Source organism: Pseudomonas sp. NUPR-002, from assembly GCF_056322725.1.
Window position 1 is genome coordinate 5,663,178 of sequence record NZ_CM150476.1, and the last position, 12,019, is coordinate 5,675,196.

Below are 12,019 nucleotides of genomic sequence, written 5' to 3' on the forward strand. Positions count from 1 at the left end.
GCATAAACTGCGCGGCCGTTTTTCCCCCGGAAGTACATCCCATGAGTGACGCATCCCCGGCCCGTGCCTGCGGCATCGACTTCGGCACCTCCAACTCCACCGTCGGCTGGCATCGCCCGGGCGTGGAGTCGTTGATCGCCCTGGAAGACGGCAAGATCACCCTGCCGTCGGTGGTGTTCTTCAACATCGAGGAGCGCCGCCCGGTCTACGGCCGCCTGGCCCTGCACGAATACCTCGAAGGTTACGAAGGCCGCCTGATGCGCTCGCTCAAGAGCCTGCTGGGTTCCAAGCTGATCAAGCATGACACCAGCGTGCTGGGCACCGCCCTGCCGTTCAAAGACCTGCTGGGCATGTTCATCGGCGAGCTGAAAAAGCGCGCCGAGGCCAATGCCGACCGCGCCTTCGATGAAGTGGTACTGGGCCGTCCGGTGCATTTCGTCGATGACGACCAGGCCGCCGACCAGGAAGCCGAAGACACCCTGGCCGAAGTGGCGCGCAAGATCGGCTTCAAAGAAGTCTCCTTCCAGTACGAACCCATTGCTGCGGCCTTCGACTATGAGTCGAACATTCAGGGTGAAGAGCTGGTACTGATCGTCGATATCGGCGGTGGTACCTCCGACTTCTCACTGGTGCGCCTGGCCCCGGAACGGCACATGCTCGACAACCGTCACGATGACATTCTCGCCACCGGCGGCGTGCATATCGGCGGTACCGACTTCGACAAACAGCTCAGCCTGCAGGGCGTGATGCCGCTGTTCGGCTATGGCAGCCGGATGAAAAGTGGCGCCTTCATGCCCACCAGCCATCACATGAACCTGGCCACCTGGCACACCATCAACTCGGTGTACTCGCAGAAGTCCCAGTTGGCCCTGGGCAGCATGCGCTACGACATCGAAGACACTGATGGCATCGACCGCCTGTTCAAGCTGATCGAGCAGCGCGCCGGTCACTGGCTGGCGATGGAAGTGGAAGAAACCAAGATCGAACTGACCCACAACGACCGTCGCCTGGTTGATCTGAAACGGGTCGAATCGGGGTTGAGCGTCGATCTGACCCGGGCACTGTTCGAAGAGTCGATCGACAGCCTGCTGGAGCGTGTGCGCGGTAGTGTCACGGAGTTGCTGATCAAGGCCGGTGTTGGCGTTACCCAAGTTGATACGGTGTTTTTCACCGGTGGTTCCAGTGGTATCCCGGCCCTGCGCCAGAGCGTGGCGGCGATGCTGCCCAATGCCCGGCATGTTGAAGGCAACATCTTCGGCAGCATTGGCAGCGGCTTGGCCATTGAGGCGCGTAAGCGCTACGGTTGAATCACCTGTGGGACTGTCTTGCACCACCTGTCTGTGGGAGCGGGCTTGCCCCGCGATTGCGATTAACCAGTCACATCGCTTCGCGGGGCAAGTCGGGTCGCCGCACCGCCGCTCCCACTGGCATCACACCAACTCAGCCTGGCGCAGTTCGCTCTTGAGGTAGGCATAGTAAATCGGCCCGGCCACCACCCCCGGCAAGCCAAACGCCGCTTCGCACACCAGCATCGCCAGCAGTAGCTCCCACGATTTGGCACTGATCTGCCCGCCAACAATCCGCGCGTTGAGGAAGTACTCGACCTTGTGGATAACAATCAGATAACCCAACGCCGCCATCGCCACCCAGATCGACAACGACAGGCCGACAATGGTGATCAGGGTGTTGGACATCAGGTTGCCGATCACTGGCAATAATCCCAGCAGGAAGGTCAGCACGATCAGGGTTTTGGTCAACGGCAGGTGAACGCCGAACATCGGCAACACCACCGCCAGGAAAATCCCGGTAAAGAAGGTGTTGAGCAGGGAGATCTTGATCTGCGCAAAGACGATATTGCGAAACGCCTGCACCAGCAGCGCCAAACGGTTGAACAGCGCCGCGGCCAGGGGTTTGCGTCGAGAGATATCAGGGATGCGCTGCAAGGCGACGATAGCGCCGAGAATCATGCCGATCAGCAAGGTGACGAACATGTGCGCCGCGCCCTTGCCCACCAGTTGCAGCTCACCCAGGTGGGTTTTCAGCCACTCACCGATGGCCACTTTGAACTCTGCGGCGCTGGCCGGCAGGTAAGCGTCAACGAATGGCGGCAGTTGCGCGCGCGCCTGGTCCACCAGCAGCATGAACTTATCCAGCGAGGCGCCAGGGTTCTCGGCTTCGTGCAGCAGAAAACTGATCGCCCCGGCGAACACCAGGGTCAGGGTGCTGACCACCAGCGTGCCAAGCAGTGCCACCGCCAACCAACGCGCACGTTCCCCGGCAATCAGCAATTGCAGCTTGGGCGTGAGCATGTTCACCAGTTCGAACACCAGCAGGCCCGCCAACAGGCTCGGCAACAGCTTGAGCGGTAACGCCAGCAACAGGCCGGCGAATACGATGATCCAACTGGCCATTTTGATCTGGCGCGGGGTGAAGGTCATACAACCTCAAAGGCAACGGCGGGAAAAACCGCAGTCTGCCAGCCTTCACCCGGCAGGCATAGTGGCAGTGCGGGCCTGGCGCCGATATTGCTCAGGCGTGCACTGGGCATGGCGCTGGAACATGGCGATGAAGGCAGAGGCACTGCTGTAGCCGAGGTCGAAGGCAATCTGCTGGATCGGCAGGTTCTGCTCCAGCGCTTCGATGGCGCGTAAAAAGCGCAGGCGCAGTCGCCACTCACCAAAGCTGATCCCCAGCTCCCGCAAGAACTGCCGGGCCAGGGTGCGCTCACTGACATGCACGCCCGCCGCCCAATCCGCCAGCGGCCGGTTGTCGCCCGGCTCGGCCTGCATGGCCTGCAGCACACCTTCCAGCGCGGCGCTGCGGGCATAAGGCAAGAAGCAGGTCTGGGTCGGGGCCAGGCGCAGTTGATCGACCAGTACCTGGGCCAGACGCCGGTCGGCTTCATCCTCCGGCACGCTGACGTCGCGGCGGGCAAAGTCGCTGAGAATGGCCTTGAGAATCTCGCTGATCACCAGGGTGCAGGGCTGCGCTGGTAATGTCTGCGACAAGGCTCGGTCGAGGTAGACCGAACGGTAAACAATCGCCTGCGGGTTGTAGCAGCTGTGATCGGTGTCGGGCGGCACCCACACGGCATAGTGCGGTGGCGAAACAAAGCGCTGACCATCGATTTCCAGGTGCATGATGCCGTGCGCCGCATAGTTGAGCTGGCCCCAGGCGTGACGGTGCGCGGCGCTGTGGGTGTCGGCACCGAACTCGTCGTAACGAAAGTACACCGGCGCGGGCAAGGCGGTGAATTGCGGGATGTCGAGGTATTTAAGCGCCATGCTGTCTGGATCGATGGGTGGGTTGTCTGGATGCAAGTATAGCTAACAGGACAGACAGCAGATAATAGCGCCCTGTACTTACACGAGTTGTTGCCTCATGAATTATGCGTTTCCCCTGTTGGCCATCTTTATTTGGGCGGGCAACACGGTCATCACCAAAATGTCCGCCGGGGCGATTTTTCCCGCCGAGATCGGCTTCTATCGCTGGCTGCTGGCCGGCCTGTTGTTCACCCCGTTTCTGCTGCGGCCCATGCTGCGCCACTGGGCAGAGATCCGTCCTAACCTGGGGAAAATCTTCGTGCTCGGGGTGCAGGGCATGGCGGTGTATCAGAGCCTGGCCTATTTCGCCGCAGCCATCACCAGCGCCACCAACATGGGCATCATCCTCTCGCTGATGCCGTTGATGTCGTTGGCATTGGCCATCATCAGCCTGGGACAACGCCTGACCTTTGGCGCGCTGATCGGGGCGGTGGTGTCCTTCGTCGGGGTGCTGGTGGTGGTGTCGGCCGGCGATCTGGGTACATTGCTGCAGCACGGCGTCAATGGCGGCGACTTGATGATGCTCATCGCTACCCTGGCCTATGCGCTGTACAGCACCTTGTTGAAGAAATGGCAGCTACGCCTGCCGCCTCTGGTGCTGTTGTACCTGCAGGTGCTGGTGGCGATCATCGTGCTGTTGCCGTTGTTCCTGCTGTCCGACAAGACCGGGCTGGGCCAGGGCAATATCGGCCTGGTGCTGTACGCCTGCGTACTGGCCTCGATGATCGCGCCCCTGGCGTGGATGCAGGCGGTCAGCCGCCTGGGGCCGAGCCGCACCACACTGTTCTTCAACCTGTTGCCGGCCATCACGGCGGTGATTGCCGCTGTGGTCCTCGATGAGCAACTGGCACTCTATCATGTGTCCGGTGGTCTGCTGACCCTGGCCGGGGTGATCCTTGCCGAACGTTGGCAAACGCCCCTTCGCCCTGCTCCGCTTACAGCCCAGCAGCCTTGAGCCGCGCCGCATGCTCGGTAAACAGCCGCACCGGCTCGGCGCCCTTGCCCACCGCCCCCAGTGACTGGTTGACGATGTCGAGGTGATCCAGCGGGTAGTCATCACCGATGACCTGCCCCAGGTGCGAACTGTAGCGGCCAACCATGCCATCACAATGCCCGGCCTCACGGACGAAGGTGCGGGCGAACAGGCGGCAGAAGCGGTTGCTGCCATCCAGGCGGTTCAGGCCCCGGTCGGTGATCCCCGGCTGCAAGGTGCCAGACCAGGAGTAATAGCGCACACCGTTGACCAGCGCCGCGCCCTCACCGCCCCAGGTGTCGGGCAGGCCCTGTGGATAAGCCTGGTTGAACAGGGCCACGCCCGCGCAGGTCAGTGAGTGATGCGAGGCATGCACATCGATCGGCAGCTGCGGCCCGCGCCAGCCGGTTTCCAGCCAGCCGATCAATACGCCCAGGCCATGCAACAGGGCCTTGAGCAAGCGACCACGGGCCGAGTCGGTGGGGTAATGTTCAAGCAGGTAGTCGGCCAATTCCGAGCCCTGGTTCGGCCCGGCAATCGAGGTGACCGAGGCCACCCACTCTGGCCGTTTGGCTGCCGCGTAGCGGGCGGTGAGCGCGCCTTGGCTGTGACCGAGCAGGTTGACCTTGTCGGCCCCGGTGCGCTGGCGGATGTCTTCGATGATCTTCAGCAATTGCTCGCCACGTACTTCGGTTGAGTTGAGCGGCGATACCTGAATGGCAAAGACCTTGGCACCGCCGCGGCGCAAGGCCGAGACAATGCCAAACCAGTAGGGGTACAACAGCAGGCGGACGAAGCCGAGCATGCCCGGCACCAGCACCAGTGGATAACGTGTGGCAAGTGGTTGTGCCATTGGCTGTGTTTCCCCCTTCCGTGGACGTGGATAGCCATTCGCGGGGCAAGCCCGCTCCCACCGGCCTGTGGGAGCGGGCTTGCCCCGCGATCAGTCTCTGCCCACTCGGTTGCAACTGCAATCGAACTCCTGACGCTCGCTGCGGTTCCAACCCTGTACACCCTGCAGCACCGTGATCAGCCAGGAGATGACCATGAGTACCGTTGAACTGACCGATGTGAACACCCTGCGCGCCCGCGCCCGCAAGCATGTCGAGCAAGGCGCCGTGACCGAAGGTTACAACGCCGACCGGGAGAAAATCCTGCGCCTGCTCAACGAATCGCTGGCCACCGAGTGGGTTTGCGCCCTGCGCTACAAGCGTCACTACTACATGGCCAGCGGTATCAAGGCCAGCGTTGCCGCCGACGAGTTTCTCGAGCACGCCAACCAGGAGTTGGAGCATGCCGACAAACTGGCCGAACGCATCGTGCAATTGGGCGGTGAGCCGGACCTGAACCCGGACAACCTGAGCAAGCTTTCCCATGCCCAATACGTGGCGGGCAAGAACCTCAAGGAAATGGTGCTCGAAGACCTGATCGCCGAGCGCATCGCCATCGACAGTTATCGCGAGATCATCCAGTACATTGGTGAGTCGGACCCAACCACCCGGCGCATCTTCGAAGACATCCTGGCCCAGGAAGAAGAGCACGCCGACGATATGGCTGATTTGCTTAAAGGGTTGTGAGTGTCATCGCGGGGCAAGCCCGCCTTGCCCCGCGATACGCTCACCCCGCCTTCATCCGCTCCAGCAGCGGCGTACACTGATTCGGCACATCCCCCCCAGGCGCCACCAGCGCCAGCAAGCCCGCCGCCGGGCCGATCAGCACACCCAACGCCACCATCCCCGCGCCTCGCAAGGCCAGCGGTACCGCCTGCACTCCGGCATCAGGCTTGGCGAAAGGCCCGCGCACGTACAACGGCGAACGCAACGACAACAGCCGCACGCCTTTGGACTCAGGGTTAACCTTCAAATCCAGCTGCTCGGTGGCAAAGTTCGCCGTGCCGTTGATGTAGATGATCGCGTTCTCGGTGTCGAACACGAACAGCCGGGTTGTCGCCAAACCATCCTTGATCGCGAAGTCGGCTGCAGCACAGTTGATCTTCACGGCTTTGTCACCGAACAACTGCCCGACCACATAGTTACCCACATTCAATCCGGCAATCTCCATCAAGCCACGGCTGATGGCGCCATCGTTGATGAGCATTTTCAGCTCGCCATTGGCGGTTGCCAGCAACTTGGCCACCGAGTTGCCTCGTCCACTCAGGTCGGCATCACCGTTGAGCTGACCAAAGCTGGTTTTCATCGGTTCAAAGGTCGGGAACAACTGCTTGAGTTTGAAGCCTCGGGCGCTGAGCTTTGCCTGGCCCTGCATCGGGACCGTGCGGCCATCCAATCGAACCTGCGCATCCAGCTTGCCGCCCGCAACACCGAAACGCAGCGGCTCCAGGCGCAGCACACCATCGTCGAGCACGAAGTGACTCGACAGGTCGTTGAACGGCAACGCTTCGTTGTGCACGATGCGTTTGCCGCTGAAGGTCACGTCGGCGTCCATGCTGCGCCAGCGCTCGGTACGAAACTCTTCAACCGGCAACACCTTGTCGCTCGGCTGCTTGCTCGCCCCGCCCCGGGCCTTTTGCTGGGCATTGGAGTCGGCGCCGATCAACGGCGCGAGGTCTTTGAACAGCAACTGATTGGAAACCAGGCTGCCGCTGAGTTTGGGCCGCGGCTGACGCGCGACGAAGGTCAGGTCGCCGTGGATATCGCTGTTACCGATCTTGCCGTTGAAGTCTTCATAGCGAAACAGCGCGCCACCGGGTTCATGCAGCTTGGCGGTCAGATGGCCGTCGGTGGAGTACGCGGGCGAGTCCGGCAGGATCACGCCGGTCAACGGGTAGAGATTGCCCAAGCTGGTACCGGACAAGCGCAAACGCAGGTCCAGCGCACCCAGGTTACGCGGGTCGGTCAATGTCCCGGCGAGGGCGATGCGGGTATCGGCGATCTGCACATCAGCCTGCAAGGGAAACGGCTGGTTCGCGTCCTGCAGCGCCAGCAAGCCACCAATCTTGCCATCACCGGACAGCGCCTGGTCCTTGTAGCGGCCTTTGACCTTGAAACCGAAGGCGTAGTCTTGCGCTGCGGTGCTTTTTTGCGCCGAGGCTTTGCCGACGATATCGCTGAAGGGAATCGGCTTGCCCAGCGGGTCGATCAACACCTCAAGGCGGGTTTTCAAGGTCTGGTCATCAAGGTTTACCTGGCCCTTATCGAAGCCAATGGCGCCGATGTCCAGCACCCAGGCCGAGGGCTCGGCCTGCGGGTCTTTGGCGCCGAAATCGAAGGTCCAGTTGGCGCGGCCATCGGCCAGGCGCTTGAGGCTGGCGGTGGGCTGGTTGAGGTCAATGCGCGGAATCACGATCTGCTGGAACAACAACGGCAACGGTGACAAGCGAAACTCCACCCGCTTGAGGCCGACCATCTGTGGCTCCTTGAGCCAGTCCGGGTTGCCCAGGGTCAGGTCTTCGGCGATGAAGCGCGGCCATGGCACCCAGGCACGCCAACCGCCCTGTTCGGGTTCACGCTGCCAGTGCACGGCGAGGTTGCCATTGATGGCGAAAGGCCGGTGCAACGCTTCGGAGACTTTGGCATTGAGGGTCGGCTTGATCCGGTTCCAGTCAAACGTCGCAATGACGATTACCAGCACGGTGAGCACCAGCAGCAGGCTGGCGAGGGTCCAGGTGAGGATTCTGGTGGGACGCGTCATTGCATAAATCTCCTGACGACCACGCTGCATCAGTGGACGTTTTGATGGCACTTAACCATCGGACTGACGAAACCCGCAGGGGTTTAATTGATCATGGAAATTGCCGATTTTTTCTTGGTTTCCCATCGATACCCACATTGATCAAACGCGCGCGCTGCCCGCAAACGGCTCTTCAAATCGGCTGTAAGCACTGAGCTAGAGCCTGCGCCGCAGAGCATCAATTCCGTTGATTGTTACCATTATCTTTATGAACTTCTAACTCTCGCCCCCAAGCGTAGCATTGGCTCCGTACTCACTTTCCAGCCCCACCAAGGAGCACCGAACAATGAAACGCCAATTACTGCTGAGCTTGTCCCTGTCCATCCTGGCCGCCAATGCCTTCGCCATCCCAGCCAGCGAACAAAGCCTGACCGCCGAATCCCGCTCCAGCTCGGTGGTGGTCTCGCAGCCGCTGAACACCCTGGCCGAAGGCGGCTCGGATCGCTTGCTGGAACGCACCAATCGCGTTGCCGAAGGTGGTTCGGATCGTCTGCTGGAACGCAACAATCGCGTAGCCGAAGGTGGCTCGGATCGTCTGCTGGAACGCAACAACCGTGTAGCCGAAGGTGGCTCGGATCGTCTGCTGGAACGCAACAATCGTGTAGCCGAAGGTGGTTCTGATCGTCTGAAAGAACGCTATCAGGTTGCCGAAGGTGGTTCTGACCGTCTGATCGAAAAGAACCAACGTGTGAGCTGAAGCCTATGCCAGACAATAAGAGATCCCAACCTTGCAACGGTTCCCCTCCAAGCCCGGTCAATTGACCGGGCTTTGTTTTCCCGGCGCAGGCTATTAGAGTGCAGGGCTGTTTCACTGCCAACTGACACTCGCCATGCTGCCGCGCGCCGAACAAAAGCAACAGACACGCCAAGCCTTACTGGATGCCGCCCGCCACCTGATGGAAAGTGGCCGAGGTTTCGGCAGTATCAGCCTGCGCGAAGTCAGCAAATGTGCTGGCATCGTCCCCACCGGTTTCTACCGCCACTTTACCGACATGGACCAGCTCGGCCTGGCCCTGGTCAATGAAGTAGGCGAAACCTTCCGCCAGACCATTCGTCTAGTGCGCCAGAACGAGTTCGAACTCGGTGGCATCACCGACGCGTCGGTGCGCATCTTCCTCGATGTGGTCACGGCCAATCGCCCGCAGTTCCTGTTTCTGGCACGTGAACAGTACGGCGGCTCACAGCCCGTGCGTCAGGCGATTGCCACACTGCGCCAGGGCATCAGCTCTGACCTGGCCACCGACCTTTCGATGATGCCGCGCTGGCAGCATCTGGATAATGCTGCACTGTCGGTGATCGCGGATCTGGTGGTAAAAACCGTGTTCGCCACCCTGCCGGAACTGATCGACGAACCTGGCGGTGACGTTGAGCAAGCACTGAGCCCTCAGGACAAGATCACCCAACAACTGCGTTTCATCTTCGTCGGCGCCAAACACTGGCAAGGGCTCAGCACCCCGAGTTGAGCCTGGCCGCCGCCGCCCGCGGGATTCCTGCTACCATGCGCGCAAACGCATTGATCGCGATGAATCTTCTCCATGCCCGACCTTCATAACGCCCAGCCTGAACTGCCTGCCCTGCTCGAACAGGTGCAGACGCACTTTACCCAGCGCATTGTGCCGCTCTGGCAAGGCCCGGGCTGGAACGCGCAGATGGCCCTGCCATTCGAAGCGCTCGATGCGCAGCAGCAACCACTGCCTGCACAGCGCTACCGGGCCATGGCCTGCGCCCGCCAGCTGTACCTGTTCAGCAGCCGCATCGAACAACCTGGCGCCCGTGAGCACGCAGCGGCACTGTTTCGCTCGCTGCAACGGCATTTCCACGATGCCGAACATGGAGGCTGGTTCTACAGCATCGATGCCCAGGGCAAACCGCTGGACCGGCGCAAAGATCTCTACACCCACGCCTTCATCATTTTTGCCTGCGCCCATTACTGGGGGCAGGTGCGCGAGCAACTGGTCGAGTCCACCCTCAACGCCGCACTGAGCGTGGTGGCCGAACAATTCGCCCGCGACGACGGTTTGTATGAAGCCAGTCTGGCTGAAGACTGGTCAGACCTGGGCAGCGGCCCGTTGCAGAACCCGTTGATGCACCTGGCCGAAGCATTCCTGGCAACCTTGGCGGTGCGCGACGACGAGCAGGTGCAAAGTGACCTGCTGGGGCTGGCCGAGGCCATGCAACAACACTTCATCGACCCTGAGCATGGGGTGATGCTGGAAAAGCCGCGCGGGTCTGTGGATAACTGGTTTGAACCGGGTCACCAGTTCGAATGGTTCTACCTGCTTGAGTCTTCAACGCTGCTACGCGGTAGCGAACTGCACGCGTCGCTTGATCGCGCATTCGTTTACGCCGAGCACTGCGGTGTGAAAAACACAGCGGTGTTGGCCATGCTCAGCCCAGACGGCCGGGTCCGCGATGCCACCCAGCGCATCTGGGCTCAGGCCGAGTACTTGCGCGCCCTGACCTTGCGCCCGAACAGCGCCAGCAAGGTCCTCGCCCAGCTCCAGGCGCTGCAGCAGCAGTTCCTGCATGCCGGTGGCTGGCACGAGTGCCGTGACGCCAGTGGCGCGGTGAGCCGCAGCGATATGCCGTCGACCACCCCGTACCACCTGGCTACCTGCCTTCAAGGCCTGGGTGGGCAACTTCCTTGAACAGATGCTAGCACTCTGTAGGAGCGGGCTTGCCCCGCGATCGCGGTGTGTCAGGCAGATCGCTATCGCGGGGCAAGCCCGCTCCTACCGGAGGGGGGGCGTCAGGCCTTGCTGGAGCGGTCGATCGAGAAACCGGCCCACGCCTGGCTCACTGGCATCAACTCCAGGCTGTTGATGTTGATGTGCGCCGGCTGGTTCATGATCCAGAAGATGGTCTCGGCAATGTCCTGCGGCTGGATCGCCTCGGCACCGGCATAGGTCGCGTCGTAGCGCGCCTGATCACCGCCAAAGCGCACCAGCGAGAACTCGCTTTCACACAGCCCTGGCTCGATGTTGCTGACGCGTACGCCGGTGCCCTGCAAGTCGCAGCGCAAGCTCAAGGAAAACTGCCCGACAAACGCCTTGGTGCCGCCGTACACATGGCTGCCCGGATACGGGTAGTTACCCGCCACCGAGCCGACGTTAAGAATGGTCGCGCCACGGCCATGGGCGATCAGCCGCGGCAACAGCAGACGGGTGCTGAACATCAGGCCTTTGATGTTGGTGTCGACCATGGTTTCCCAATCGTCCAGGTCGCACTTCGGCGCAGGGTCCGCACCCAGGGCCAGGCCGGCGTTGTTGATCAGCCCGCGCAGCTTGGCAAACGATGGCGGCAGGTTGGCAATCGCCGCTTCCATGGCCTTGCGGTCACGTACGTCGAGCACCAGGCCGTGCACTTCGGTTTTTTTCGACAGCTCTTCACATAGCGCATCCAGGCGCTCCTGACGGCGACCGGTCAGCACCAACGACCAACCTGCCTCGGCGAATCGACGGGCACAGGCTTCGCCGAAACCAGAGGTGGCCCCAGTGATAAATACGGTGGAAGTCATCGGGTACTCCTTGCAAGGTCGATATTACGGATCAGCAGAATGCCCGCCGCCAACCGCGTCAGCAAGCAGGCAGATGCTGTACAAAAAACGCTCAATAGTGGCAAAGCCTTGATCTGTAAGGGCTGGAGCAAGCTTTGCTCACCTTATCCACAGGCTCTTGCACAAACTCTGGGGGCAACTTCAGCCCTGTGCAATCGGGCTTTTCAGCGGCGCCAGCAAGTATTTTCCTTGACTATCAGCCCTCTTGCCTTAGTGCACCCGCATTAAAGCATTTCCGATGATGGCCCAACGCCTGTGAAAACGCTGCCTGCAGCGTTCTTTCCAATGCTTGCCCACAGAGTTATCCACAGGCCATTCAGTGAATCAGAGCCGTAGTTGCACCGCGTACAAAACACTTGACAATGGCCGCCGAAAATCTTTGTTGAATACTTGATCAAAAAACAACCACAAAGCTCAAGGCCTTGTAATTCAAGGCTTTCAGCAAGGTGCCACCAAGTTACCCACAGCCGCTTCCAC

General features: G+C 61.1%; 11 protein-coding genes. 6 read left to right on the forward strand and 5 right to left on the reverse strand.

The window, feature by feature from the left end; translation table 11 throughout:
* Positions 1 to 41: 41 nt before the first annotated feature.
* Positions 42 to 1,307 carry an Hsp70 family protein gene (locus ACVWSC_RS26125; RefSeq protein ID WP_442110133.1) on the forward strand — a complete coding sequence of 422 codons (1,266 nt, stop codon included), beginning with the start codon at positions 42 to 44 and terminating at the stop codon, positions 1,305 to 1,307.
* Positions 1,308 to 1,430: 123 nt separating this feature from the next.
* Here the strand turns inward: ACVWSC_RS26125 and ACVWSC_RS26130 are convergent, their stop codons facing one another.
* Positions 1,431 to 2,438 carry an AI-2E family transporter gene (locus ACVWSC_RS26130; protein ID WP_442110135.1) on the reverse strand — a complete coding sequence of 336 codons (1,008 nt, stop codon included), beginning with the start codon at positions 2,436 to 2,438 and terminating at the stop codon, positions 1,431 to 1,433.
* A gap of 45 nt (positions 2,439 to 2,483) precedes the next feature.
* Positions 2,484 to 3,284 carry an AraC family transcriptional regulator gene (locus ACVWSC_RS26135; RefSeq protein ID WP_442110137.1) on the reverse strand — a complete coding sequence of 267 codons (801 nt, stop codon included), beginning with the start codon at positions 3,282 to 3,284 and terminating at the stop codon, positions 2,484 to 2,486.
* 97 nt (positions 3,285 to 3,381) lie between these two features.
* Between ACVWSC_RS26135 and ACVWSC_RS26140 the strand changes: the two genes are divergently transcribed.
* Entirely contained in the window at positions 3,382 to 4,278 is an 897-nt protein-coding gene (locus ACVWSC_RS26140; RefSeq protein WP_476461715.1) for a DMT family transporter, read from the forward strand.
* On the opposite strand, the gene ACVWSC_RS26145 is transcribed toward ACVWSC_RS26140, so the two are convergent.
* Positions 4,259 to 5,149 (reverse strand): lipase family alpha/beta hydrolase, encoded by an 891-nt coding sequence (locus ACVWSC_RS26145; RefSeq protein ID WP_442110141.1) that lies wholly within the window; start codon positions 5,147 to 5,149, stop codon positions 4,259 to 4,261. The two genes, ACVWSC_RS26140 and ACVWSC_RS26145, sit on opposite strands and share 20 nt — an antisense overlap.
* A 193-nt stretch (positions 5,150 to 5,342) precedes the next feature.
* Here ACVWSC_RS26145 and ACVWSC_RS26150 point away from each other — a divergent pair, with 193 nt between their 5' ends.
* Entirely contained in the window at positions 5,343 to 5,873 is a 531-nt protein-coding gene (locus ACVWSC_RS26150; protein ID WP_442110143.1) for a ferritin-like domain-containing protein, read from the forward strand.
* A 40-nt stretch (positions 5,874 to 5,913) separates the two neighbouring features.
* Here the strand turns inward: ACVWSC_RS26150 and ACVWSC_RS26155 are convergent, their stop codons facing one another.
* Positions 5,914 to 7,947 (reverse strand): AsmA family protein, encoded by a 2,034-nt coding sequence (locus ACVWSC_RS26155; RefSeq protein WP_442110145.1) that lies wholly within the window; start codon positions 7,945 to 7,947, stop codon positions 5,914 to 5,916.
* Positions 7,948 to 8,272: 325 nt separating this feature from the next.
* On the opposite strand from ACVWSC_RS26155, the gene ACVWSC_RS26160 reads away from it, so the two are divergent.
* The 3 genes from ACVWSC_RS26160 (at position 8,273) to ACVWSC_RS26170 (ending at position 10,634) form a co-directional block, all read left to right on the forward strand.
* Entirely contained in the window at positions 8,273 to 8,683 is a 411-nt protein-coding gene (locus tag ACVWSC_RS26160) for a hypothetical protein (RefSeq protein WP_442110147.1), read from the forward strand.
* 133 nt (positions 8,684 to 8,816) lie between these two features.
* Positions 8,817 to 9,449: a TetR family transcriptional regulator gene (locus ACVWSC_RS26165; RefSeq protein WP_442110149.1), complete on the forward strand. Its 633-nt coding sequence runs from the start codon at positions 8,817 to 8,819 to the stop codon at positions 9,447 to 9,449.
* 72 nt (positions 9,450 to 9,521) lie between these two features.
* On the forward strand, positions 9,522 to 10,634 hold the full coding sequence (locus ACVWSC_RS26170; RefSeq protein WP_442110151.1) for an AGE family epimerase/isomerase: 1,113 nt from the start codon (positions 9,522 to 9,524) through the stop codon (positions 10,632 to 10,634).
* Positions 10,635 to 10,735: 101 nt separating this feature from the next.
* Here the strand turns inward: ACVWSC_RS26170 and ACVWSC_RS26175 are convergent, their stop codons facing one another.
* Positions 10,736 to 11,503, reverse strand: a complete 768-nt coding sequence (locus ACVWSC_RS26175) for an SDR family oxidoreductase (protein ID WP_442110153.1) — start codon at positions 11,501 to 11,503, stop codon at positions 10,736 to 10,738.
* Positions 11,504 to 12,019: the final 516 nt, after the last annotated feature.

Excerpts from the sequence above, each read along its gene's own strand:
- ACVWSC_RS26165 (WP_442110149.1), top strand. The coding sequence starts at position 8,817 with ATGCTGCCGCGCGCCGAACAAAAGCAACAGACACGCCAAGCCTTACTG.
- ACVWSC_RS26150 (WP_442110143.1), top strand. The coding sequence starts at position 5,343 with ATGAGTACCGTTGAACTGACCGATGTGAACACCCTGCGCGCCCGCGCC.
- ACVWSC_RS26135 (WP_442110137.1), bottom strand. The coding sequence starts at position 3,284 with ATGGCGCTTAAATACCTCGACATCCCGCAATTCACCGCCTTGCCCGCG.
- ACVWSC_RS26130 (WP_442110135.1), bottom strand. The coding sequence starts at position 2,438 with ATGACCTTCACCCCGCGCCAGATCAAAATGGCCAGTTGGATCATCGTA.
- ACVWSC_RS26160 (WP_442110147.1), top strand. The coding sequence starts at position 8,273 with ATGAAACGCCAATTACTGCTGAGCTTGTCCCTGTCCATCCTGGCCGCC.
- ACVWSC_RS26170 (WP_442110151.1), top strand. The coding sequence starts at position 9,522 with ATGCCCGACCTTCATAACGCCCAGCCTGAACTGCCTGCCCTGCTCGAA.
- ACVWSC_RS26145 (WP_442110141.1), bottom strand. The coding sequence starts at position 5,149 with ATGGCACAACCACTTGCCACACGTTATCCACTGGTGCTGGTGCCGGGC.
- ACVWSC_RS26175 (WP_442110153.1), bottom strand. The coding sequence starts at position 11,503 with ATGACTTCCACCGTATTTATCACTGGGGCCACCTCTGGTTTCGGCGAA.
- ACVWSC_RS26140 (WP_476461715.1), top strand. The coding sequence starts at position 3,382 with ATGAATTATGCGTTTCCCCTGTTGGCCATCTTTATTTGGGCGGGCAAC.
- ACVWSC_RS26155 (WP_442110145.1), bottom strand. The coding sequence starts at position 7,947 with ATGACGCGTCCCACCAGAATCCTCACCTGGACCCTCGCCAGCCTGCTG.
- ACVWSC_RS26125 (WP_442110133.1), top strand. The coding sequence starts at position 42 with ATGAGTGACGCATCCCCGGCCCGTGCCTGCGGCATCGACTTCGGCACC.